The organism is Amycolatopsis sp. cg13 (genome assembly GCF_041346965.1).
In the GTDB taxonomy this organism is placed as follows: Bacteria; Actinomycetota; Actinomycetes; order Mycobacteriales; family Pseudonocardiaceae; genus Amycolatopsis.
In genome coordinates this window covers 7,909,173-7,935,985 of the sequence record NZ_CP166848.1, presented here as the reverse complement: position 1 = coordinate 7,935,985, position 26,813 = coordinate 7,909,173, and the positions used below count along the sequence as shown (strand labels likewise).

The following is a 26,813-nucleotide window of genomic DNA, read 5'->3' as shown; positions in this document are numbered from 1 at the left end:
CGGATCAGCGGGCGGCCCAAAGCGCTACCTGGCTTCCAGTTCCTCGTCCAGCAGCGCGAACAGCTCGTCCGCGCTGGCGCCTTCCACCTCCTCGTCCGGGACCAGCGACGCCAGCACTGCCTTCAACCTCGTCACGACTCCGGAGACCTCGTCCGGTTCCAGGCTGCGCACGACATCTTCCAGCGCGTCCAGCTGGACCTCGACTGCCGACGGGGCACCGTCCGCGACGAGGTGTTCTCCCAGGACCTGCACGGACGGATAATCGAAGATCAGCGTCGCGGGCAGGCGCATTCCGGTGAGGACGTCCAGGCGGTTGCGCAGTTCGATCGCGGTCAGGGAATCGAAGCCCAGTTCGATGAAACCCTTTCGCGGGTCTACCGCATCCCGTCGTTCGTGGCCAAGGACCACGGCGGCGGTGCCGCAGACGAGGTCGACGGCGGCCCGTACTCGTTCGGCACCGGACAAGCGCAGTACCTGGTTCCAGGAATCGTCAACGGCCTCGACTCGGCGGCGGCCTCGGATCAGGCCGCGCAGCATCGCGGGGACGCTGTGGGCGTCGGCGCGGAGGCCGGACATGTCCAGCCGCACCGGTACCAGCGACGGCTGGCCGGCGGCGACTGTCGCGTCGAACAGTTCCAGGCCGTCGGCGAAGGACAGGCCGAAGACGCCGGACCTGGCCATGCGGATCAGGTCGGTGTCGGCCAGATCGTTGGACATGCCGCCTTCCGACCACAGGCCCCAGGCGAGCGACACGGCTGGCAAGCCTTGTGCCGCACGGTGGTGCGCGAGGGCGTCCAGGAAGACGTTCGCCGCGGAGTAGTTGGCTTGGCCTGCCGCACCGAGCGTGCCGCCTGCCGAGGAGTACAGCACGAAGGCGGCCAGGTCCAGGGATGCGGTCAGTTCGTGCAGGTGCCACGCGGCGTCGACCTTGGGGCGGAGTACGGCGTCCATCCGTTCCGGGGTCAGCGACAGCAGCACGCCGTCGTCGACGACACCGGCGGTGTGGATTACCGCGGTCAGCGGGTGGTCGGATGGAACGTCGGCGATGAGGGCTGCGACGGCGTCTCGGGAGGCGAGGTCGCAGGCCACCAGCGAGACTGACGCGCCCAACTCGGTCAGGGAGGCGACGAACTCGTCAGCTCCGGGAGCGGCGGGGCCGCGGCGACTCGTGATGAGCAGGTTGCGGACGCCGTGTTCGGTGACCAGGTGCCGGGCGATCAACTGGCCGAGCACGCCGGTGCCGCCGGTGACGAGGACGGTGCCGTCCGGGTCGAAGCTGACGGTGCCGTCCGGGACGTACTTTGCCAGGCGGTGCACCAAAACCGCGCCGTCGCGGACTGCGACGCCGGGTTCGTCGGCATACATCGCGCCGAGCACCGAGCCGATCGGGAGCGGGCCGTTGTCGAGGTCTACCACCATGAATCGGTCTGGGTACTCGAGTTGCGCGGTGCGGATCACGCCCCACAGCGCGGCGTGGGTGAGATCCGGCGCACCCTCGTCCGGGCGAGTGGCGATCGCGCCGGAGGCGACGACGACCAAGCGCGACGCTGCCAGTACGTCCTCGGCGACCCAGGATTGGGCGAGCGAAAGGAGGTCGTGGACGGCTGCGCGAGCGGCTTCCGGAGTGCCGGTTTCCGGGGCGGCGAAAGGCACGTAGACGACGTCTGGAACCAAGGCACCGTTGTGGATGGCCTCCAGCAATGCGTTGAGGTCCACATAGGACTCTCCGCCGAGGCTGAAGGGGTCGGTGCCCAGGATCGCGGTGGTGACCGCGGTGACGTCGTCGCCCTGCCACGGGATCCAGTCGACGCGGAACAGCGAATCGTCCACCGCCGAACGCTCAGCCGAGGCGAACGCGTCGTCCGCGATGGGGCGCAGTGCTAGCGAGTCCACGCGCAGCACGGGTGCGCCGGACGCGTCCGTCGCGGTGAGCGAGACGGTGTTCTCGACGTCCGACGAGATCAGCACGCGCAGGCTCGCCGCGCCGCCGGCGTAGAGCGAGACGCCGGACCACGCGAACGGCAGGACCGGCTTGTCCTCGGTCGGCCCGGCGAGGCCGATCGTGTGCAGGGCAGCATCCAGCAACGCGGGGTGCAGGCCGAACGCGCTGCCGTCGGCGTGCTCAGGCAGCGCGACCTCGGCGGCCAGCACGTCGCCCGCCTGCCAGGCTCGACGCAGGCCCGCGAAAACCGGGCCGTAATCGAAGCCTTGCGCGGCCAGCTCGTCGTACCGGGAGGTCACGTCGATCTCCGTGGCCCCGGCCGGCGGCCATGCCGCGGCGACCGCGGACGGCTCACTGGCGGGAGAGAGTCGGCCGCTGCCGTGCTGGACCCACTCGTCGGCGTCCTCGGCCTGGGAGAAGATCCCGAGCGCGCGGGTGCCGTCGTCCTCCTCGGCACCGACGGTCACCTGCAGCCGCACCGCGCCCTGCTCGGGCAGGATCAACGGTGCGGCGAGGGTGAGCTCGTCGACCCGGCCGCAGCCGACCTCGTCGCCCGCGCGCACGGCCAGCTCGACGAACGCCGTGCCGGGGAACAGCGCGTTGCCCTGGACGACGTGGTCGGCCAGCCACGGCTGCGCGGCCAACGAGAGCCGTCCGGTGAGGACGACGCCGCCGGAGTCCGCGGTGCCGACCACCGCGCCGAGCAGCGGATGCGCGGCCTCGCGCTGCCCGACCTCGGCCACGCCGCGAGCCCGCGCGCCGGTCGGGTTGTCCAGCCAGTAGCGCTTGCGCTGGAAGGCGTAGGTAGGGAGTTCGACCACGTGCGCGCCGGAGTAGAACGCGTCCCAGTCGACGGTCCCGCCGAGCGTGAACAGAGTCGCGACCGCGGCGGCGGCCGACTCTGCTTCGGCTCGGTCCTTGCGCAGGACGGCGACGAAGGTGGCGTTGGCGCAGTTCTGCCCCATCGCGGTCAGCACCGCGCTCGGGCCGACCTCGACGAACGTGTTCACCCCGGCCTCGGCCAGCGCACGCACGCCGTCCGCGAAGCGTACTGCTGAACGGACCTGGCGCACCCAGTAGTCCGGCGTGGCGACATCCGCCGAAAGCTCCACTGTGGACACAACAGGCACCGATGGCGCAGAGTACGTCAGCGTGCGCGTCACCGCGGCGAACTCGTCCAGCATCGGTTCCATGAGCGGCGAATGGAACGCGTGCGACACCCGCAACCGCGAAGTTCGATCAAATTTCCCAGCAACCGCAAGTACTTCTTCTTCTACCCCCGACACTACCACCGACCTCGGGCCGTTCACGGCGGCGATTCCTACACCATCGGTTAGTAGCGGAAGCACCTCGTCCTCGGTAGCCTGCACCGCGACCATCGCCCCGCCAGCGGGCAAAGCTTGCATGAGCCGTGCCCGGGCGACTACCAGTTTTCCGGCGTCCGCAAGGGAAAGCACCCCGGCGACGTGGGCGGCGGCGATTTCTCCGACGGAGTGACCCAGCAGGTAAGCAGGCTGGATGCCCCACGACTCCAGGAGCCGGTACAGAGCGACTTCCACCGCGAACAGAGCGGGTTGCGTGTAGCCGGTCTGGTCGAGACGGTCGGCATCGGAGAGCAGGGAACGCAGAGGGACGTCGAGGTCCAGGAAAGCGCTGACCTCGTCCAGGGCGGCGGCGAAGACCGGGTACGCGGCGGCGAGGTCTAGGCCCATGCCAGCCCGTTGGGCACCTTGGCCGGTGAAGAGAAAAGCCACACCAGAAGCGGAAGCCACGCCCTCGACCACCGAGGAAGAAGCGCGGCCTGCTGCATAATCTGCCAGAGCGCGCGCGGCAGCTTCCCGATCGGCGGCCACCACCCCGGCTCGGTGCTCGCTGAGGGTTCGCGTAGTGGCAAGGGAAAGGCCGACGTCCGCGGGAGAGCCTGACAGAGCAGAACCAGCCAACTGGGCAGCCTGGGCCCGCAGAGCCTCCGGCGTGGAAGCTGAGAGCAACCAGGTTACTGGCCCAGCCGAAGAAGAAGGCACCGGAGCCGGATCGCCTTGTTCGACGATCACGTGCGCGTTCGTCCCGCTGATGCCGAACGACGACACCGCAGCTCGCCGAGGACGGTCAGCCGACGGCCAAGGCGTCGATTCGTTCAGCAGCGCGACAGTGCCATCCGCCCAGTCGACGTGCGGCGAGGGCTCATCCGCGTGCAGCGTCGGCGGCAGCACGCCCCGCCGGAGGGCCTCGACCATCTTGATGACCCCGCCGACCCCAGCGGCAGCCTGAGTATGTCCGACGTTCGACTTGAAAGAACCGACATACAAGGGACGTGAAGGGGTAGCGACCTTGCCATAGGTGGAGATCAGGGCCTGAGCCTCGATCGGGTCGCCCAGCTTGGTGCCGGTGCCGTGCGCTTCCACGGCGTCCACATCGGACAGTTCCAGTGAAGCATCGGCCAGAGCGGCACGGATGACGCGCTGCTGAGCGGGGCCGTTGGGCACGGTGATCCCGCTCGAAGCACCGTCCGAGTTCACCGCACTACCGCGTAGCACCGCGAGCACGTGGTGGCCGTTGCGCCGGGCGTCGGAAAGCCGTTCCAGCAACAGCATTCCGGCGCCTTCAGAACACCCGACGCCATCCGCGCCGCTGCCGAAGGCCTTGCATCGGCCGTCCGAGGACAGGCCGTGTTGTTCGCTGAAGTACACGAACATGTCCGGCGTGACCATCACCGTCACCCCGCCCGCCAAGGCCAGCGAGCATTCCCCGCGCCGAAGTGCTTGTGCGGCAAGGTGCATCGCGACCAGCGAGGACGAGCAGGCGGTGTCAACCGACACGGACGGGCCTTCGAGGCCGAGCGTGTACGAGACGCGCCCGGAGATCAGGCTGCCGTCGCTGCTGCCCGCGCCGTAGTCGTGGTACATGACGCCGGTGAACACCCCGGTCGCGCTACCGCGAAGGGTCGACGGCACGATCCCGGCGCGTTCGACGGCTTCCCACGCGGTCTCGAGGAGCAACCGCTGCTGCGGGTCCAGCGTGACCGCCTCGCGCGGGCTGATGCCGAAGAACTCCGGCTCGAAATCGGCGGCGTCGTAGAGGAAACCGCCTTCGTTCGAGTAGGTCGTGCCGGGCCGGGCGCCGGTCGGGTCGTGCAGGGCGGCGGTGTCCCAGCCGCGGTCGGCCGGGAACTCGCCGATCGCGTCGACGCCGCCGGCCACCAGATCCCACAGTTGCGCGGGCGTGGTGACCCCGCCGGGATACCGGCAGCCCATGCCGATGATCGCGATCGGCTCGGACTGCCGCGCGGCCAGCCGCTGGTTGTCCGCACGGAGCCGTTCGTTGTCCGTCATGGACTGCCGCAGCGCGGCGACGATCTGCTCGGTCGAAGGAGCGGACTTGTCGGTCACTGGGATTCACCCCGTTCGTCGGTGCCGCCCATCGCGGAGCGGACCAGGTCGGCCAGGTCCATCGAGGCGACTGCCGCCGCCGCATCGTCAGTACCGTTCAGTTCCTCTTCAACAGGAACCGCAGGAGCAGGAGCCAGTTCCGCCAGCAGGTGCCGGGCCAGCGGCAGCGGGCTCGGGTAGTCGAAGATCAGCGTCGCGGGCAGCCGCAGCCCGGTCGCGGTGCCGAGCCTGTTGCGCAGCTCCAGCGCGGCGAGCGAGTCGATGCCCAGGTCGGTGAAGCCCTTCTCGACGCCGACCGCTGAAGCGTCGTCGTATCCGAGGACTGCCGCCGTGTGCTCGCGCACCAGGTTCAGCGCCGCCGAGTCCCGCTCGTCCGCGGCGAGTGTGGCGAGCTTGTCGGCGAACCCGGCCTCCGGCGTGGCCGACGACGAGGCGACAGCGGCCCGTCGCGGCCCGGCAGTGACGAGACCCTTCAGCAGCGCCGACGCGCGGTCGGCGTCCTTGAGGTCCAGCTTCACCGGCACCAACGCCGCCGACGAAGCAGCCAGCGCCGCGTCGAACAGCTCCAGCCCCTCAGCCGCGGACAGTTCCGCGACGCCGGACCGGGCGATGTGTGCCAGGTCCACCTCGCCGTCGGTGCCTTCCCACGGACCCCACGCGAGCGACGTCGCCGGGAGGCCAAGCGAAGCGCGGTGCTCGGCCAGCGCGTCCAGGAACACGTTCCCCGCCGCGTAATTCGCCTGCCCCGCCGCGAGCAGCAGGCCACCCGCCGAGGAGTAGAGGACGAACGCCGCCAGGTCCCGAGTCGCCGTCAGCTCGTGCAGGTTCCAGGCCGCGTCCACCTTGGGCCGCAACACATTCTCGACCTGCTCCGGCGTCAAGGCACTCACCACCGCGCTGTCCATCTGCCCGGCCGCGTGCACCACGGCGGTCAGCCGAGGCAGCGTGTTGAGCAGCTTCGCCAGCGCGTCCCGATCGGTGACGTCGCACGCGGCCACAGCCACCTTCGCACCCGAGCCGGCCAGTTCGTCGACCAGTTCCCGCGCCCCCGCCGCGTCGAGACCGCGACGGCTGGTCAGGACCAGGTCACGGGCACCGCGAGCGACCAGGTGCCGCGCCAGCAGCCCGCCGAGCAGGCCCGCGCCGCCGGTGATCAGCACCGTGCCGTCCGGATCCCACTCGACTGTCTCGCCGACCTCGGTGACCCGGGTCAGCCGCGGCACGCGCACTTCGCCGTTCCGCACCCGCGCTTCCGGTTCGCCGGACGCGACGACGGCGGGCAGCGCCCGGGCCGACTCCGCCGAAGCGTCGAGGTCCACGACCTGGATCCGGCCGGGGTTCTCCACCTGCGCGGCCCGCACCAGACCCCAGACCGGAGCCTGCGCCAGCTCGTCGCGAGTGACCACGACCAGCTTTCCGTCTCCGACCGACAGCCAGTTCTGCAAGTGCCGCAACGTTTCCTGGACCACCTCGTGCACCTGCGCAGGCACCGAACCGGAACCCGAACCGACCGGCAGCACCAGCACGTCCGCGTCGACCGGCTCAGCCTTCAACGGCACCCCGAGACCGAGGTCGTCGGTACCGAGCACGGCCCAGCCGTCCAGCGAAGGCACCAGCCGAACGCCCGAAGCGGGCTGCCATTCGATCCGGTACAGCGAGTCCGGCACCTTCGCGCCGAGCTGGCCCTCCGACACCGGCCGCGTGACCAGCGACGCGATCTGCGCCACCGGAGCACCAGCCGCGTCCGCCAGGTCGAGCGACGAACCGCTGTCGGTCTTCCGGACCCGCACCCGCAGCGCAGTCGCGCCGCTGGCCTGAAGCGACACCGAGTTCCACGCGAACGGGATGGTCGTCTCGGTCAACGCCTTCGGACCGCCCGGGATCAGGAAGTCCGTCGCGCCGAGTGCCGAGTCGAGCAAGCCCGGGTGCAGGCCGAATTCGTTCGCCGCGGTGCCATCCGGCAGCGCGACCTCGGCGTATACCTCGCCTTCGCGGAGCCAGATCGCCCGCAGGTTGCGGAACGTCGGCCCGTAGCCGAAGCCGAGCCCGGCCAAGTCGTCGTACAACCCGGTCAGGTCAACCTGTTCCGCACCGGCTGGCGGCCACTCGCTCAGCGAGAATTCCACCGCCGCACCGTTGGCCAGCGTGCCCGCGGCGTGCTGAACCCAGCCAGCCTCGGTCCGCGAGTGCACCGACAGCTCCCGGCGACCGCTGCCGTCCGGCGCGCTGATGACCACGCGCAGGTCGACCCCGTCCTCCGGCAGCAGCAACGGTGCCTGCTGAGTCAGCTCTTCCAGCAGGTTGCAGCCGACCTGGTCACCGGCGTGAATCGCCAGCTCGACATACGCGGTGCCGGGCAGCATCGTCCGCCCCATCACCACGTGGTCGGCCAGCCACGGCTGCGTCGCGACCGACAGCCGTCCGGTCAGCACCGCGCCGCCGTCGGGCAGTTCCACCAGCGCACCCAGCAGCGGGTGTCCGGCGGACTGAGCGCCCAAAGTGCTGACATCGCCGGTCGGCTTCGTCGCGTCGAGCCAGTACGACTTGTTCTGGAACGCGTACGTCGGCAAGTCCACAGTGGACGCACCTTGGCCGGCGAACAGCGCCTTCCAGTCGATCTTCGTGCCCCGGGAGAACAGCGTCGCCAGCGCGGTGAACACGGTCGGCACCTCGGCCCGGCCGCGCCGCATCGCGGGCACCTGGACAACGCGGTCCGGCCGGTCGGCCACCGCCGTGTCGCATTCGCGAGCCATCCCGGTGAGCACCGCGTCCGGCCCGAGTTCGACGAACCGGGTCACGCCCGCGGCGAGCAGCGTGCTGACCCCGTCGGCGAACCGGACGGCCTCCCGCACGTGGCCCACCCAGTACTGCGGCGAGCACAGCTCCGCGGCGGTCGCGATCTTGCCGGTCACGTTCGACACCACCGGGATCGATGGCGTGGAGTAGGTGAGCTTCTCCGCCACCACCGCGAACTCGGCCAGCATCGGCTCCATCAGCGACGAGTGGAACGCGTGCGACACGACCAGCTGCTTCGTCCGGCGACCGGCTTCCTTGAAGGTCGCCATCGCCGCCTGCACCGCAACTTCCGGACCCGAGATGACCACCGACCGCGGCCCGTTCACCGCCGCGATGTCCACTCCACTAGGCAGCGAGGCGCGCACCTCGTCCTCGGTGGCCGCGATCGCCGCCATCGTGCCTCCGGTCGGCAGCGACTGCATGAGCCGGCCGCGAGCGGCAACCAGCGAGCAGGCGTCGGCCAGCGAGAACACTCCGGAGACGTGCGCCGCGGCCAGTTCGCCGATCGAGTGCCCGGCGACGTAATCCGGCGTGACGCCCCAGGATTCGACCAGGCGGTACAATGCGACCTCGATCGCGAACAGCGCGCATTGCGTATACGCGGTCTGGTTGAGCAGCGGCGAGTCTTCCCAGATCACCTGCTTGAGCGGGGTTTCCAGCTCGGCGTCGAAGAGTCCGCAGATCTCGTCGAACGCTCCGGCGAAGGCCGGGAACGCCTCGTACAGCCCGCGTCCCATGCCCGGCTGCTGCGCGCCCTGTCCGGTGAAAAGGAACGCCGTCAGGTCGGCCGCGCTGACCGTGCCAGCCACGGTGCCCGCCGGGGTCCGGCCGTCGGCCAGTCCGTCGAGCGCCTTCAGCGCCGCTTCGCGGTCGGCCGCCAGGACCACCGCGCGGTGGTCGAGCGCGGCCCGCGCAGTGGCCAAGGTGTAGCCGACGTCGGTCAGGCTGACGTCCGGGTTGGCCCGCAGGTGTGCGGCCAGCCGGGCGGCTTGGTCGGCGAGAGCCTGCTCGACCGAACCGGCCAGCGGCAACGGGATTGCCGGTAGTTCCGGTGCGGTGCGCCGGGTCTCGGTGGCCGGAGCGGGCGGTGCCTCCTCGATGATGATGTGCGCGTTGGTGCCGCTGATGCCGAACGACGACACGCCAGCGCGACGCGGGTGACCGTTGCGCAGCCACGGCCGCGGTTCGGTGAGCAGCTCGATGTTGCCCGTGGTCCAGTCGACGACCGGCGACGGCGCGTCGACGTGCATCGTCTTCGGCAACATGTTGTGCCGCAACGCTTGCACGACCTTCATCACGCCGGCCGCGCCGCCAGACGCCTGCGCGTGGCCGATGTTCGACTTCACCGAACCCAGGTACAACGGCCGGTCTCGGTCCTGCCCGTAGGTGGCCAGCAGCGCCTGCGCTTCGATCGGGTCACCGAGCTTCGTGCCCGAACCGTGTGCCTCGACAGCGTCCACATCGGACGGTCGCAGCCCGCCAGCCGCGAGGGCCGCGTGGATCACGCGTTCCTGCGACGGGCCGTTCGGGGCGGTCAGGCCGTTGGACGCCCCGTCCTGGTTGACCGCGCTCGACCGGACCACCGCGAGCACCTCATGCCCGTTGCGCTGCGCGTCGGACAGCCGCTCCAGCAGGAGCAGACCCGCGCCCTCGGCCCAGCCGACGCCGTCGGAAGCCGCGGAGAACGACTTCGACCGGCCGTTGGGCGAAAGCACGCCCTGACGGCTGGAGTCGACGAACAGATCGGACTGCGACAACACGGTCACGCCGCCGGCCAGCGCCAGCCCGCACTCCCCCGCCCGCAGCGCCTGCACCGCGAGGTGCAGCGTGACCAGCGAGGACGAGCACGCGGTGTCCACCGTCATGCTCGGGCCCTCGAGACCGAGCAGGTAGGAGATGCGGCCGGAGACGACCGCGCCGGAGCTGCCGTTCGGGATGTAGGCGGCGACGTCGGCCGGAGCGCCGGGAGCGCGGCTGCCGTAGTCGTCGTACATCGCGCCGGTGAAGACGCCGGTCAGGCTGCCGCGCAGCACCGTCGGGTCGATCCCGGCGCGCTCGATGGCCTCCCACGCGGTTTCCAGCAGGAGCCGCTGCTGCGGGTCCATCGCCATCGCCTCGCGCGGGCCGATGCCGAAGAACGCCGGGTCGAACTCCGCCGCGTCGTGCAGGAAGCCGCCCTGGTTGGCGTAAGTCTTGCCGCGCTTGCCGCGTTCCGGGTCGTAGATGCCCTCGGTGTCCCAGCCGCGGTTGGTCGGGAAGCCGGAGACCGCGTCGACCTCGTCGACCAGCAGCTGCCACAGGTCCTCCGGCGACCGGACGCCGCCGGGGTAGCGGCAGGCCATGCCGACGATCGCGATCGGTTCCTGCATCGACGCATTCGTCCGGGCCGTCGTCGCGGGAACCTTGGCGACCGCGCCGAGCAGCTTGCCCTTCACGAAGTCCGCTACGGCCTTGGCGGTCGGGTGGTCGAAGATGAGCGTCGCGGGCAGCGTCAGACCGGTCGCGGTGCCGAGGAGGTTGCGGAGTTCGACCGCGGCGAGCGAGTCGAATCCCAGCTCCTTGAACGCCCGCGTTCCGTCCACTTCGGACTTATCCGCGTAGCCGAGGACGGTGGCCACCTGCGTGCGGACGAGGTCGAGCAGCACTCGGTCCCGTTCGCTTTCGACCAGCGCGGCCAGTTCGTCGGCGAGCGCGTTGTCCGCCGCCTTGGCCGCCTTCGCCACTCGACGTGCCTTCGGCGGCACGAAACCACGCAGCAGCGCGGGCAGTTCGTCGGTGCGTGCTCGCAGCGCCGGGACGTCCACGCGAAGCGGCGCGATGACCGCGTCTTCGGTGGCCACGGCGGCGTCGAACAGAGCCAGGCCCTGTTCGGCGGTCACCGCGGGCAGGCCCAGGCGGGCCATCCGGGCGAGGTCGGCTTCGGCGAGGTCTCCGCCGAGTCCGGTGTTCTCCGCCCACAGTCCCCACGCCAGCGCGGTAGCCGGAAGCCCGGCCGCGCGCCGGTGTTCGGCAAGTCCGTCGAGGAACGCGTTAGCCGCCGCGTAGTTCGCCTGTCCGGCGGGCAGCACCTGGCCGCCTGCCGAGGAGAACATGACGAACGCGGACAGCTGCCGGTCGGAGGTCAGCTCGTGCAGGTGCCAGGCCGCGTCGACCTTCGGCCGCAGGACCTTGTCAAGCTGTTCTGCGGTAAGGGAATCGAAGACGCCGCTGTCGGCGGTACCGGCGGCGTGCACCACCGCGCCGAGGTCCGGCAGGCCGTTGACCAGCTGCTCGACCGCCTCGCGGTCAGCGACGTCGCAGGCCGCCACCTGGACTGTCGCGCCCAGGTCAGTCAGCTCTTCGACCAGTTGCGCGGCGCCCGGAGCGTCGAGGCCGCGGCGGCTGGTGAGCACCAGGCTCGCCACGCCGTGCTCGGCCACCAGGTAACGCGCCAGCAGGCTGCCGAGACCGCCGGTGCCGCCGGTGATCAGGACCGTGCCGTCCCACGCGGTGGTTCCGGTCGATTCGGTGCGGGTGTAGCGCGGGGCGAGGACCGCGCCGGCGCGGATCGCCGCTTCCGGCTCACCCGAGGCGACCACCGCGGCGATCGTCTCGACCTTCGTCTCCGCGTCAGCGTCGATCAGGAACACGCGGCCGGGGTGCTCGGCTTGCGCCGCCCGGGCGAGGCCCCACAGCAGACCCTGCGTGACGTCCACAGTGGACTCGCCAGCCGGGACCGCCGACTGCGTGACGATGGCGAGTTTCGTGTCGGTCAGCCGCGATTCGGCCAGCCACGCCTGGATCTCGGCGAGCAGCCAGGTGACGTTGGCTCGTGCTGCTTCCGGCACCGTGCCAGCCGCGGCAGGCACCGAGAGCGTCACGAGACCGGGCACCGGCTCGCCGCGATCGACGGCACCGAGCAGGTCTGCGAACCCGCTGTAGGTGGCGGAGACGCCGACTCGGCCCTGGCCGATCGCGACGACATCGCCCGGCTCCGCGGCCGGGACCGGCACGGACTGCCAGCCGATCTTGAGCAGCGAACCGTCCGTGGTCTCCGCCTGTGCGGCCAACTCGGTCCGCACCGGCCGCGAGACTAGCGACTCGACCGAAGCGACCGGGTTGCCTTCGCCGTCCGCGACCTCGATCGACGACAGTTCGTCGCCGTCGATCCGCACGATCCGCACCCGCAGCACCGAAGCGCCGACCGCGTGCAGGCTGACGCCGTTCCACACGAACGGAAGCAGCGTCGAACCGCTCGGGTCGCCGAGAAGATCGGCGTGCATCGCGGTGTCGAGAAGCGCCGGGTGCAGGCCGTAGGAACCTGCCGTGGACGCCGCCGGTTCCGGCAGCGCGACCTCGGCGAACACCTCGTTGCCCCGTCGCCACGCGGCCTGGAGGCCCTGGAACGCCGGGCCGTAGCCGTAGCCGCGTTCGTTGAGCAATTCGTACGCGCCCTCGACCGGGATCGGGGTCGCGCCCGCCGGCGGCCAGTCGGTGAGGCCAGCGGGCTCCGGCCGCGCGGCAGCGGACAGGGTGCCCAACGCATGCTGGGTCCAGTCGCCGTCCGATTCGACCGGGCGGGAGAACACGGTGACCGGGCGGCGGTCGCCGTTCGCGGGACCGACCACGACCTGCAGCGCGACCGCACCGTCCTGGGACAGGATGAGCGGCGCTTGCAGCGTCAGCTCCTCGACCACCGGGTGGCCGACCTGGTCACCAGCGGCGACGGCCAGCTCGACGAATCCGGTGCCGGGCACCAGAATCGCACCCTTCACCACGTGGTCAGCCACCCACGGCACCGACGAGGCGGACAACCGTCCGGTGAGGACAGTGGTGTCCGAACCGGACAGTGCCACGACAGCGCCCAGCATCGGGTGCGCCAGCGGCTGCTGACCGACCGAGGTGACATCGCTGGACGGGGTCGCGTCGAGCCAGTAACGCTTGTGCTGGAAGGCATACGTCGGCAGGTCGAGCCGGACCGGGCCGTCGCCGAGCAGCGGGCCGAGCTTCGCCGCGCCGCGGATGTGGAGACGACCGGCCGCGGTGAGCGCTGTGCGCACCTCGTCCTGGTCGCGCCGGCCGAACGGGACGAACTCCGCGTCGACACTCTGCGGGCCGAGCGCGGACAGCACGCTGTCCGGCCCGATCTCCAGGAATGTCTGGACGCCACTCTCCGCCAGGGTCGTGACCGCAGCACCGAAGCGGACGGTCTCGCGGACATGGGTGACCCAGTACTCCGGCGAACGCAGCTCGTCGTCGGTGGCGAGTTTCCCGGTGACCGTCGAGACAATCGGGATCTTCGGCGCGTCGTACTTCAAGCCAGCGGCGATCTCGCGGAACTCGTCCAGCATCGGCGACATCAGCGGCGAGTGGAACGCGTGGCTCACGCGCAACCGTCGCGTTTGGACACCGTCAGCCGCCCGCTCGATCTCGGCGACCGCGTCCGCGTCGCCCGAGATGACCACGGCGGCCGGGCCGTTCACCGCTGCGATGCTGACCGCGTCCTCGTGGCCCTGCAGCAGTTCGCGGACCGCCTCTTCGGTCGCCGAGAACGAGACCATCGCGCCGCGCCGGTCGTTCAGCGCACCCATCAACCGGCCGCGCGCGGCGACTAGTTTCGCTGCGTCCTCAAGGGAAAGCACGCCCGCGACGTGAGCCGCAGCCAGCTCGCCGATCGAGTGCCCGGCGAGCGCGTCGGGCCGGAAGCCCCACGACTCGGCGAGCCGGAACAGCGCGACCTCGACCGCGAACAGCCCGGTCTGGGTGTACTGCGTCTGGTCGAGCAGTCCGCGGTCGGCGAGTTCGGTGGTGCCGAACACGACGTCCCGCAGCGGCACGTCGACCAGCGGGTCGATCGCCGCGCACACCGCGTCGAACGCCGTCGCGAAGGCCGGGTACGCGTCGTACAGCTCGCGTCCCATGCCAACCCGCTGCGCGCCCTGGCCAGAGAACAGGAAGGCGAGCTTCCCATCCACGACCTGGCCCGTCGGTGCGTCGCCGCCTGCCAAGGCGTCGAGTCCGTCGGCAAGTTCGGCCGTGGTCTCGGCGACCACCACCGCACGGTGTTCCAGCGAGGCACGCGTCGCAGCCAGCGAACGCGCGATCTCCGCGACGGAAACGCCCTCAGCGAGCCAAGAACGCAGCCGCGCGGCCTGTCCACGCACCGCAGCGGCGGAACGGCCGGACAGCGCGACCGGGACGATCGTCTGCGTTTCCGAAGGCCGCTCGACCGGGATCGCCGGAGCCTGCTCCAGGATGACGTGCGCGTTCGTGCCGCTGATGCCGAACGACGACACCGCGGCGCGACGCGGCCGGTCGACCTGCCATTCCCGCGATTCGGTCAGCAGCCGGACCGCGCCGGTTTCCCAATCGACCACAGTGGACGGACGGTCGACGTGCAGCGTCTGCGGCAACTGGCCGTGCTGCATCGCCATGACCATCTTGATGATGCCAGCGACACCCGCCGCGGCCTGGGTGTGACCGATGTTCGACTTGATCGACCCGAGCCACAGCGGCTCTTCCTCGGAACGGTCCTGGCCGTAGGTGGCCAGCAGCGCCTGTGCCTCGATCGGGTCGCCCAGCGTGGTTCCAGTGCCGTGACCCTCCACAGCGTCCACTTCGGACGGCTGCAGACCAGCGTCAGCCAGCGCCTTCGCGATCACCCGCTGCTGCGAAGGACCATTCGGTGCGGTAAGGCCATTCGACGCGCCGTCGTGGTTCACCGCGGAGCCGCGGAGGACCGCGAGCACCGGGTGACCGTTGCGGCGTGCGTCGGACAGCCGCTCGACGAGCAGCATGCCCGCGCCCTCGCCCCAGCCGGTGCCGTCTGCCGCTTCCGCGAACGCCTTGCAGCGGCCGTCTGCGGAAAGCCCGCGCTGACGGCTGAAGTCGATAAAAGTGTCCGGAGTGGACATCACGGTGACACCGCCGGCCAGCGCCAGCGTGCACTCGCCGCGGCGCAGCGCCTGCACTGCCCAGTGCAGTGCGACCAGCGAGGACGAGCACGCAGTGTCCACAGTGACCGTCGGGCCTTCGAGACCCAGCGCGTACGAGACGCGACCGGACACGACGCTGGCGAGGCTGCCGTTGCCGAGGTAGCCCGCGATGTCGTCGGAGACCGTGCCGAGGCGGGTGCCCCAGTCGTGGTACATCACGCCGGCGAACACACCGGTCGCGCTGCCGCGCAAGGCGACCGGGTCGATTCCGGCGCGCTCGAACGCTTCCCAGGACACCTCCAGCAACAGTCGCTGCTGCGGGTCCATCGCCGCCGCCTCGCGCGGGCTGATCTCGAAGAAGTCCGCGTCGAACTCCGCCGCGTCGTGCAGGAAGGCACCGTGCTTGACGTAGGAGTGGCCGGGCTTGCCGGGCTCCGGGTCGTACAGCGAGTCGACGTTCCAGCCGCGGTCGACCGGGAAGCCGGACAGCGCTTCCTCGCCCTCGGACACGAGCCGCCACAGGTCTTCCGGCGTCGCGACGCCGCCCGGGTAGCGGCAAGCGATGCCGACGATGGCGATCGGCTCCTCCGGGTCCACGGTGGTCACCGGAGTGATCGTGCGAGTCGGGGCCAGCCCGGCCAGGCGCGACGCCAAATACTCAGCGAGCGCGCGCGGAGTCGGGTAGTCGAACACCAGCGTCGCGGGCAGCCGCATGCCGGTGACCGAGTCGAGGATGTTGCGCAGTTCCACCGCGGCCAGCGAGTCGAACCCGATCTCGCCGAACGGGCGGGCCGGGCTGATCGCGTCGGCGCTGTCGTGGCCGAGAACAGCCGCGACGTGCGTGCGCACCAGGTCGAGCAGGGCGCGGTCGCGGTCGGCCTCGGCGAGGTGTGCGAACCGCTCGGCGAACTGCTGCTCGGGCGTCACTTCCCCGCTGGCGACGGCGATCCGGCGACGACCGGCGGGCACGAGCCCGCGCAGCACAGCCGGAACGTCCTCGCCGCGGGACCGCAGGGCGGCCCGGTCGACGCGGGTCGGGACGACCGTCGGAACGCCGGTGCCGAGCGCAGCGTCAAGGGCGGCAAGGCTTTCCGACACGGTGAGCGGAGCCAGACCCAGCCGCGCGATGCGGTTTCGGTCCACTTCGGACAGTGTCGCGCCCATGCCGATCGCCTGACCGGCGTCGGGAGCCCACAGGCCCCAGGCCAGCGACGTCGCGGGCAGGCCAGCGGCGTGCCGGTGCTCGGCGAGTGCGTCGAGGAACGTGTTGCCAGCGGCGTAGTTCGCCTGTCCGGCACCGTCGGCGAGACCCGCCGAGGAGGAGAACAGGACGAAAGCCGACAGGTCCAGCTCCGAGGTCAGCTCGTGCAGCGCCCACGCCGCGTCGAGCTTCGGGGCCAGGACCGCGTCGAGCTGCTCGGCGGTCAGCGAGCCGATCATCGCGTTGTCCAGCACGCCTGCGGTGTGCACAACGGCGGACAGCGGGTGCTCGGCCTTCTTGATAGCCGCCGACAGCGAACGCTTCTTGCTGACGTCCGAGGCGACCACCTTCGCGGTCGCGCCCAGCTCAGCCAGCTCTTCGACCAGTTCGGCCGCGCCCGGCGCGTTAAGGCCGCGACGGCTGAGCAGCAGCAGACTGCGGACGCCGTGCTTCGTGACCAGGTGCTTCGCGACCTGGGCACCTAGACCGCCGGTGCCGCCGGTGATCAGCACAGTCCCGTCGGCGCGCCAGGTCGGCTCGCCAGCTTCGGCGGCCAGCCGGACCAACCGACCGGCCGAGACCGTGTCACCGTCGATGCGCAGCTCCGGCTCGCCCGAGCCCAGCGCGGTCGCCAGGGTCACCGCGGTGGCAGCGCCCTCGACCAGCACCACGCGACCCGGGTGCTCGGCCTGAGCCGAACGCACGAGGCCGCGGACAGCGGAGTCAGCCAGCGAGCCGCGCGTCAGCACGACCAGCCGTGACGACGCGTAACGGTCGCCTTCCAGCCACTGCTGCAGCACAGTCCGCACGCGGTGCGCAGTCTGCTTGGCAGCGGCGGCGATGTTCTTGCCCGGCACGGAAACCGGCAGCAGCACGACCTCGGGCACGTCGACCAGCGACACCAGCGAGTCGACCACCGGAACGTCGAAACCGCTGACCGAACCCAGCGAAGCCAGCGTCGGCAACTGGGCCTCAACGGTGACCGGCGTCCATTCGATGGTGTACAGCAGGTCGCGCGCCTGGGTGCCGAGGTCAGCCTCGCGGACCGGCCGCGAGCGGAACGACTCGACGGACAGCACCGGCGTACCGGCCACATCCGTCACGTCGATCGAGACGCCGCCGGTGGCCGGCGACGTGATCCGCACCCGGACCTCGGTCGCGCCGGAAGCGTGCAGCCGCACGCCGGTCCACGCGAACGGCAACCGGATCTCGTCCGGCTCGCGCGCCTCGCCCGGGGCGAAGTCGGTGGCGTGCAGGACCGCGTCGAGCAGCGCCGGGTGGACGCCGAACGCCGCGTCGCGACCGATCGCGGGCAGCGCGACCTCGGCGAACACGACGTCGTCGCGCTTCCACGCGGTGCGCAGGCCCTGGAACAGCGGGCCGTAGCCGTAACCCTGCTCGGCGAGTTCGGTGTACAGCTCGTTCGTCGCGACCACTTCGGCACCAGCGGGCGGCCATTCGCCGCGCGGGGCGGGCTCGACCACCGGACCGGCGGCGAGGACACCGATGGCGTGCCGGGTCCAGGCCGCGTCGGCGTCGTTGTCGGGGCGGGAGTGGAACTCGATGGTGCGGCGGCCGTCGACGTCCGGGCCGACCAGCGTCTGCAGCGCGACGCCACCGGTCTCCGGAAGCGCGAGCGGGGCCTGCAGCGTCAACTCGTCGACCACGCCGTAGCCGACCTGCGCGGCGGCGTGCAGAGCCATCTCGACGAACGCGGTGCCCGGAAGCACGGGGGTGCCCGCGATCGCGTGGTCGGCCAGCCACGGGTGCGTCCGCAGCGCGACGCGACCAGTGAGAACCAGACCGTCGTCGCCCGCCAGGCCGATCTCGGCGGCGAGCAGCGGGTGCCCGGAAGCGAGCTGGCCGAAGTCCGCCGCGTCGCCGTGGCCGGTCGGCGCGGTGAGCCAGTAGTGCTTGTGCTGGAAGGCATACGTCGGCAAGTCGACAACCTGGGCCGGACCGAAGAACGCCGTCCAGTCGATCGCCACGCCACGGGTGTGCAGACGGCCGAGCGCGGCGGCGAGAGTGGTGACCTCGGGCCGGTCGCGGCGCTGTGCGGGGGTGAACGCGATGGCGTCGCTGGTGCTGGCGGCCATCGCGGACAGCACGGCGTCCGGGCCGACCTCGATCGCCGTCGTGACACCGGCATCGACCAGCGCCTTGACGCCGTCGGCGAACCGCACCGCGCGGCGGACGTGCCACAGCCAGTACCCCGGCGAGCAGAGTTCTTCGGCGGTCGCGATCCGGCCGGTCACATTCGAGACGACCGGGATCGCCGGGGCCGCGTAGTCGACCACCTCGAGGATCTCGCGGAACTCGGCCAGCATCGGCTCCATCAGCGGCGAGTGGAACGCGTGCGACACCCGCAGCTCGCTGATCTTGCGGCCCTGCATGCGGAACACCGACACGACGGCTTCCACCGCTTCGCGCTCGCCGGAAACGACGACCGACGTCGGGCCGTTCACCGCGGCCAGGCTGACCTGGTCGTCCAGCAGCGGCCGGACCTCGTCCTCGGTCGCCGCGATGGCGACCATCGCGCCTCCCTCGGGCAACGCCTGCATGAGCCGTCCGCGAGCAGCGACGACCAGGCACGCGTCGGCGAGCGACCACACGCCCGCGATGTGCGCGGCGGCCAGCTCGCCGATCGAGTGGCCGAGCAGGATGTCCGGCCGCACGCCCCACGATTCGAGCAGCCGCGCCAACGCGACCTCGACCGCGAACAGCGCGCACTGGGTGTACTGCGTCTCGTTCAACTCCTCGGCGTTGTCGCCGAAGAGGACGTCGCGCAGCGGGGTCTCCATCTGGACGTCGAGGTGGTCGAGGGCCTCGTCGAAGACCTCGGCGAACTTCGGGTATGCCAAGTACAGCTCGCGCCCCATCGCAAGACGCTGCGAACCCTGGCCGGTGAACAGCATCGCGAGCTTACCCGGCGTGCGCTCGCCAAGGACAACGTTCGGGTCCTGCTCCCCCGTCGCCAGCGCCTGGAGCCCGCGCACCGCGTCGGCGACGTTCTCCGCCACGACCACAGCGCGCTGGTCGTGCGCGGCGCGGGTAGTGGCGAGAGAGAAGCCGAGGTCAGTCAGCTGCTCGGATTCCACAGTGGACACCAGTGCGGCGGCCTGTGCCTGCAGCGCTTCCTCACTGCGTGCCGAGACGACCAGCGGCACGACCGGCAGTTCGTCACTGGTGGTTTCCGCTTTTTCGACGGCCGGGGCCTGCTCGATGATGACGTGCGCGTTGGTGCCGCTCACACCGAACGACGAGACGCCAGCGCGACGCGGACGTTCGTTCTCCGGCCATTCCCGCTGTTCAGTCAGCAGTTCGACGGCACCCGCGGTCCAGTCGACGTGCGGGGTCGGCTCATCCACGTGCAGCGTCTTCGGCAGCACGCCGTGCCGGATCGCCTCGACCATCTTGATAATGCCCGCGACACCCGCCGCGGCCTGCGTGTGGCCGATGTTCGACTTGATCGACCCCAGCAGCAGCGGCGTCTCGCGGTCCTGACCGTAGGTGGACAGCAGCGCTTGCGCCTCGATCGGGTCGCCGAGCCGGGTACCGGTGCCGTGCGCCTCGACAGCGTCCACATCGGACGCTTCCAGCCCAGCGTCCGCCAACGCGCGCTTGATCACGCGCTGCTGCGACGGACCGTTCGGCGCGGTAAGGCCGTTCGACGCACCGTCGGAGTTGATCGCCGAGCCGCGGACCACAGCGAGCACCGTGTGTCCATTCGCGACTGCGTCGGAAAGCCGTTCCAGCACCAGAACACCGACCCCCTCGGCGAAGCCAGTGCCATCCGCAGCTGCAGCGAAAGCCTTGCAGCGGCCGTCCTCCGCGAGACCACGCTGGCGGCTGAACGCGGTGAACGTGCCCGGCGCGCCCATCACCGCGACGCCACCAGCCAGCGCGAGCTGCGTTTCCCCACGCCGCAACGCCTGCACCGCCAAGTGCAGCGCGACCAGCGAACCGGAGCAAGCCGTGTCAACGGTCAGCGTCGGCCCTTCGAGACCGAGCGCGTAAGCGACGCGGCCAGAGACGACACTGGGCGCGTTGCCGGTGAGGAGGTAACCGTCGAGACCGTCCGGAGCTTCGTGCAGCCGAGGGCCGTACTCCTGCGCCTCCGCGCCGATGAACACGCCGCCCGGAGTGCCGCGCAGCGTGGACGGGTCGATCTTGGCCCGCTCCAACGCTTCCCACGCGGTCTCGAGTACGAGCCGCTGCTGCGGGTCCATCGCGGACGCTTCGCGCGGCGCGATGCCGAAGAACCCGGCGTCGAATTCCCCGGCGCCGGGCAGGAATCCGCCCGAGGTGACGTAGCTGCTGCCCGGCTTGTCGGGGTCCGGGTCATACAGGCTGTCGAGGTCCCAGCCGCGGTCCTCCGGGAAGCCGGAGATGGTGTGCACCTCGTCGGCGACCAGCTGCCACAACGCTTCCGGCGACACCGCGCCGCCCGGATACCGGCAGCCGATGCCGACGATCGCGACCGGCTCGTCGTTCGCGCCGCCAGCGGCCAGCGTCGCGACCGACTCCTCCGCGCCGAACACCTCGGCGTGCAGGAAACGGGCGACCGCGGCCGGGGTCGGATAGTCGAAGGCCAGCGTCACCGGCAGTTCCAGCCCGGTCGCGTCGGTCAGCTGCGCGTGCAGCTCCACCGCCGCGAGCGAGTCGAAACCGTGGTCGGAGAACGCTTTCTCCGGGTCGAGGACGGCAGGAACCTCCGGCAGCGCGGCCTGCAGCGCCGCCCGCGTCGCGTCGTGGACCACGCCGGCGAGGAACCCCGCGCGGTCCGCCGGCGGCAGAAGCGTCAGCCGCTCCGCGAAGCCGGATTCCCGATTCTTCTCACTCTCACGCATTGCGCACTCCACCGCGGTAGCCAGGCAGCATTCATGGGTCGTCGGTCGGATCGTAGGGCGGGCTCATGCCGCGCCGGATCCCCAGAAAACGTCGTTAGGGGCGGGAAATCACCAGGCGACGCGCAGCAGCGACGGGCCGCGCACGATCACCCCGTACTCCCATTTCACGCCGTCGCGCCCGTCCGCGAGCCGCAATTCCGGGAACCGTTCCAGAATCGCTTTCAGCGCTTCCTGCAGTTCCAGCCGGGCCAGCTGCGCCCCGATGCAGTGGTGCGGGCCGTGCCCGAACGCGACGTGCGGGTTCGGGCTGCGGGTGAGGTCGATGACGTCCGGGTTCGCGAACACCTCCGGATCGCGGTTCGCCGCGTGCAGCGCGGGCAGCACCGGATCGCCCGCCCGCACCACGACGTCGCCGATCCGGATGTCCTCGCGGGCATACCGGGCGAACATCGCGGCGGTGTTGATCGGCACCCACCGCAGCAGCTCCTCCACCGCGGTCGGCATGATCTCCGGCTGCGCCCGCAGTTGCGCGAGCAGCTCCGGCTGCGTCAGGAGGGTGAAGATGAAGCTCGGCAGGGCCGAGGAAACTGTCTCCACGCCGCCGGTGAGCAGGCCCGCGCCAGCGATCGAGATGAGCTCGTTCTCGGAGAGCTTGTCCCCCGCGTCGCGGGCGTAGACCAGCGCGCCGAGGAGGTCGTCGGTCGGGTCCTCGCGGCGTTGCGCGACCAGTTGGGCCACATAGTTGTCCAGCTGATCGCCGTAGACGTCGAGCACGTCGCCCTTCGCCGTGGCGTCGCTGACCAGCGCCTGAGTCCACTCGCGGAAGATCGTGTGGTCTTCCTTCGGCACGCCGAGCAGATTGCAGATCACCGTGACCGGCAGCGGCCGCGCGAGATCCTCGACGAGGTCGCCGGGCGCGCCGTTCTCGATCATCGCGTCGATCAGCTCATGCGTCAGGACGCGGACGCTCTCGCGCATCGCCTCCAGCCGACGCGCGGTGAACGCCTTCATCACCAGGCGGCGCAGCCGGGTGTGGTCTGGCGGGTCCATCCCCATGATGCCGTCGCCCATCTGCTGGCGGCGCATCCGCGGCTGGTCGAGCCCCTGGGCCAGCTCCCGGCTGAACCTGGGGTCGGCGCTGACCAGCTTCACGTCGGCGTACTTCGTCGCCAGCCAAGCCTGCTCGCCGAAGGGCAACTGCACCCGGCTCATCGGCTCGTCGCGCTGCAACTGGTGGTAGGTCTCGGAAACGGACGTCTCGTGCATGTCGAACGGATACGCCCGGACAGTCCGGCGAGTGCTCATCGCGGTTCCCCTCCGATCGCGGTCATCGGCTGCTCCAATGCCTGGGTGTCATGGGTGTGCTGGACGTAGGAAAGCGCCGACATCAGCGTCGACGAGGTGATCCGGCCGCTCGGCGCGCGCTCGGCGATCCCGCGCAACGGCAGCGAACCGAGCTCGGACCACCCGAGCCGGCCGTCCGCGTCGAGCGTGCTGCGCGCCTGCCCGGCGTTGTCCGGATGCAGGCAGTACGGCACGTCGAGCAGACCGCGTTTGAAGGCGACCACGAGCGCGCGGTCGAGATCGCCGTGACTGTTGAGGACCGCGTCGACCAAGGCGTAGGCCTCGCGGTAAACCTGGTTGTCTTCGTCCACAGTGGCCTTGATGCCTTTCGCCGAGGCCGCCGCGTGTTCAAGCGCGGTCACGTTCTCGGCGACGGTCGGGATGCGGTGGGCTTCGGCGGCCGTCTTCACGATCAGCCGCTCTGAACCGGTACTCATCGCCAACTCGGCGGCCTTGCCCAGCAACAACATCGCACCGTCGGGGGTGCGCGGGAAGAGGCCCATGTAGGCGTAAATCACCACGTGCCAGGTGGCTTCCGGCAGGAATTCGGCGCACAACCGGCGCAGCGCGGCCACGGCTTCGCGGTCCTGTTGGAGGTTCGTCTGCTGCGCGTAGCTGACGGAAATGCTGCGCACGCCCCGGCGGTAGAAGAACAATGCTTCCAGCACGCTGATCGCGACCAGTTCGCTCGGCGGGCACAGCTGTCCGAGCATGCAGCCGCCGAACGTCTCCAGATGCGGACGGCCGCCCGGATGTTCCGCGTCGACCAGCAGATCGCAGCAGTACGCCCAATTCCGCACGGATTCGTCGAGCGGTGTGCGGCTGTAGGGCAGGCAGTAGGAGATCGGGCCGCCTTCCGTGGCGTGCAGACCGGCGGCGATCATCGCGCGGAAGATATCCACCGGACGGGCCGAACCGTGCCGGACCTGCACCGGGAAATCCGGGCCTTCGAGACCGTCGAGCATCGCCCGGGTCACCTCGGGCGGATGATTGACGATCGGGTAGCCGTTGAGCGGAATTCCTTTGCGCAGCGCGTGTTCCGCGGAATCGGTGTCGCGGACGCGGGTGTAGCTGTCGAGCGTGAGCGTGCCGACGGTCGCGGCGTTCGCGAGCTTGGTCGCGACCAGCCCGGCACGCATCGCTGCCGGACTGTCGAAGCCCATGCGCGGCTGCACGACCAGTTCCCCGGCCGCGTGCCGCTGCGCTACGAACCGCTCGAAGCTCACGCTCCCTCCAACTGGCTGACCCCGCCGGGAAGCGTGGCCGCGAAGTGCCGGAAGGCAGCGGCGTTCTGCTCGTCGAAGACTCCGTCGAACCCGGCGAACAGCAGTTCCGCAGTCTGCTCGTCGGACAGCGGACCGCCGGTGCCGAGTTTTCCGCCGATCACGATCGGCAGCCGACGCAGCTCGGAGATCGCTCGAAGGCGCTGCACAACCCGGAGCCCGTCCTGGTAGCCGTGCCCGTTGACGCTGCTCAGCACCAGCATCGCCGGACGGCGGCTGACGCATTCGGATTCCAGCAGCTCGTCCGGCACGCACGCGCCGAGGTTCACGACGTCGAAACCCAGCTCGCCCACGAGAAGTTCGAGGTAGACGAGGTTCCAGGTGTGCGAGTCCGATGCCATGCTGCTCACGATCACCGTGCGCCCGCTGGGTTCTTCGACGATGCTGCCGCCGTAAGCGCGGACTTCCTCGCTCATGGCGACACCTCATAGGCCCGCTGATAGTCCAAACGAGACACCGAGATGACCTCGTCGCCGCGGACCACGACTTCGGTCGGCGCGGGACGGCCCAGGAAACTGATCAGACTCGCGGTCACGCCGTACGCACCCACGTTCGGCACGGTCAGCAGGTCTCCAGCGGCCAGGTCAGGCAGCTTCGCGGCTTTCGAAAGCGAGTCGCCGGGAGTACACAGTGGACCGACGAGTTGCCCTGGGTTGTCGCCGATCTGCTCGACCCCAACTGCGGCGGGCAGCAGCCGTCCGATGCCGGAAAGTCCGCCGACCACGTTGATTCCGGCGTCGAGAATGACGAACCGGTGGCCGCGGCTCTCCTTCACGTTCACGACGCCGGCCAGTAGCGTCCCGCAGGTCCCGGAGAGATACCGGCCGGATTCGCACGCCAGCTCCACCTCGCCGTTGCGCCATTCCGGCAGGTAGAGGTCAAGCAGCTGCTCCAAACCGTTGCGCAGCTTCGGGTAGTCGGTGCGCTCGCCGGGAACCGCGTACGGCGACGAGAACCCGCCGCCGATGTCGAGCAGCTCCAGCGGCAGTCCCACTTCCTGGCGCAGCTGCGCGGCCGACTGCAGCACGAACTCGTACTCGCCGAGCAGTGCGTCCTCGTCCTGCGCGTTGCTCATGGTGAAGAAGTGCGCGCCGACGATCTTCGCTCCGGTAACCGCCTTGAACAGCGGCATCAGCTCCGGCAACGTCTCGGCGTCGACGCCGAACTGCGACGGACGGCCCATCATCCGGATCCCGGTCGACGCGCTGCCCTGCGTGGTGTTCACCCGCAGCAGGCAACGCGCGACAGTGCCCTGCCGCTCCGCCGCGGCACCGACGTGCTGCAGATCAGTCAGCGATTCGACGGAGAACAACCGGACGCCCGCGGTGATCGCCGCGTCCAGTTCGCCATCCGTCTTGCCCGGGCCGGTGTAGAGGATGTCCTCCGGCGCGAACCCGGCGGTCAGCGCGTTGGCGAGCTCGCCGGTCGAGCTGATCTCCGCGCGGCAACCGCCCTCGCGGAGTTCCCTTGCGATGTCCGGATGCGGGTTGGCCTTCAGCGCGTAGTAGACCGCGAACCCCTCGGGCAGCAGGCTGAACAGCTGATCGCGCGACTGGGCGGTCACGTCAAGGTCGTACACGTAAGCCGGCGTGCCGAACCGTGCGGCCAGCTCGTCGTACTTGCTCATTTGCGGGCACCTTCCACCAGCAGGGCGAGTTCCTTCGTCGCGTTCTTGCCGTGCGCGGTGAGCGGGAACTCGTCCACGACGTGGCACAGCGCGGGCACCTTCTGCGGCTCGAGCCGCTGCGCCAGTTCCTTGAGCACCGTGGTCGGCGGCAGGTCGCTTTCCACGCAGATCGCCAGGTCGCGGGTCTCGCTCGGCGGGATCGCACCCGCCGCGCGCACGCCCGGGATGTCCATCGCGGCCGCTTCGATCTCCAAAGTGGACATCCGGATTCCCTTGCGCTTGAACATGTCGTCGCGGCGGCCCTCGAAGTAGAGGTAACCGTCCTCGTCGAGTCGTCCGTAGTCGCCGGTGTGCAGCCGGAGTTCACCGGTGGCCTCGTCGCGGCGGAACGCTCGCGCGGACAGCTCCGGGGCGCGCCAGTAGCCGGGCATCACGTGCGGACCAGCGGCCACGATCTCGCCGATTTCGCCCGCAGGCGACGGAGTTCCATCGGCGGCGAGGATGTGCACGGTCGTGCCGGGCAGCGGGAGGCCCGACGAACCCGGACGCTCAGTGTCTTCCTCGGGCGGCATCACGGTGATCCGCTTGCACTCGGTCTGGCCGAACTGCCGGACCACGCGGACGCCCGGGAAAGCGTTACGAAGCTTCTCGATGGTCGAATCCGGCAGCGCCGCACCGGTGTTGGTGAACAACCGCACCGGAGCCGGTTCGCCCTGGTCGCGCTCGGCCAGCGTCGCGATCATCGTGGCGAGCGAGGGCACGATCGGGACGACCGTCGCGCCGACCTCACGCATCCGTTGCAGGAGGCGAAGATCGGACTCGGCGTCGGCGAGCACGATTTCGCTGCGGCCGAGCGTCGAGAGGAGGACTTTGTACAGGCCGTAGTCCCAGGACATCGGGAACCGGCAGAAAACGACGTCGTCCTGGCGGTAGCCCAGCACCGCCTGGATCGCGCCGGCCGCGAAGGTGACCTGCCGGTGCGGCCCGATGACGCCCTTGGGCGCGGCCGTGCTGCCGGAGGTGTAAACGAGGACCGCGACGTCGTCCAGAGCAACGTCAGTGGGCTCTACGCGGGTCTTCTCGCGGTAGGCTTCTTCGACTTCCGTCCACAGTGGAGCGAACTCCGCGGGCTGCAGGATCAGCACCGGTTCGGCGTTCTCGACAACGGAGTCGAAGTGGAACTGCTTCATCGCCGGGTTGATCGGCACGAACACCGCGCCCCGGCGGGAAGTCCCGTGGAAGAGCGCGACCAGCGCGCGGTCCGTCGGCAGCTGCACCACCACGCGATCGCCGCGCCGCACCCCGCGCCGCGCGAGGACCGCCTCCACCGCGTGACTCCAAGCGGCCAGCTCGGCATACGTCCACACCCCCGCCCGGTCGCGCACCGCGGCGGCGTCCGGCGCACTGGCCACCGCCGCGTCGAGCAGGGCATGGACGAGAGAACCGGATTCGTTCACGACTGCCACT

General features: G+C 70.3%; 7 protein-coding genes. All 7 read right to left on the bottom strand.

What is annotated here, in order from left to right; genetic code table 11:
• Window positions 1-24 precede the first annotated feature (24 nt).
• Window positions 25-5,331: a type I polyketide synthase gene (locus tag AB5I40_RS37310; protein ID WP_370934855.1), complete on the bottom strand. Its 5,307-nt coding sequence runs from the start codon at window positions 5,329-5,331 to the stop codon at window positions 25-27.
• Entirely contained in the window at window positions 5,328-21,104 is a 15,777-nt protein-coding gene (locus tag AB5I40_RS37305) for an SDR family NAD(P)-dependent oxidoreductase (protein WP_370934854.1), read from the bottom strand. The genes AB5I40_RS37310 and AB5I40_RS37305 overlap by 4 nt, the downstream gene beginning before the upstream one ends.
• A 96-nt stretch (window positions 21,105-21,200) precedes the next feature.
• On the bottom strand, window positions 21,201-22,397 hold the full coding sequence (locus tag AB5I40_RS37300; RefSeq protein WP_344272061.1) for a cytochrome P450: 1,197 nt from the start codon (window positions 22,395-22,397) through the stop codon (window positions 21,201-21,203).
• Window positions 22,394-23,662 carry a methylaspartate mutase gene (locus tag AB5I40_RS37295; RefSeq protein ID WP_370934853.1) on the bottom strand — a complete coding sequence of 423 codons (1,269 nt, stop codon included), beginning with the start codon at window positions 23,660-23,662 and terminating at the stop codon, window positions 22,394-22,396. The genes AB5I40_RS37300 and AB5I40_RS37295 overlap by 4 nt, the downstream gene beginning before the upstream one ends.
• Window positions 23,659-24,135 carry a cobalamin B12-binding domain-containing protein gene (locus AB5I40_RS37290; protein WP_370934852.1) on the bottom strand — a complete coding sequence of 159 codons (477 nt, stop codon included), beginning with the start codon at window positions 24,133-24,135 and terminating at the stop codon, window positions 23,659-23,661. Before AB5I40_RS37290 ends, AB5I40_RS37295 begins: the two co-directional genes overlap by 4 nt.
• A complete protein-coding gene (locus AB5I40_RS37285) occupies window positions 24,132-25,346 on the bottom strand; it encodes a type III PLP-dependent enzyme (protein ID WP_370934851.1) in 1,215 nt (404 codons plus the stop codon). Before AB5I40_RS37285 ends, AB5I40_RS37290 begins: the two co-directional genes overlap by 4 nt.
• Window positions 25,343-26,812, bottom strand: a complete 1,470-nt coding sequence (locus AB5I40_RS37280) for an AMP-binding protein (RefSeq protein WP_370934850.1) — start codon at window positions 26,810-26,812, stop codon at window positions 25,343-25,345. Before AB5I40_RS37280 ends, AB5I40_RS37285 begins: the two co-directional genes overlap by 4 nt.
• Window position 26,813: the final 1 nt, after the last annotated feature.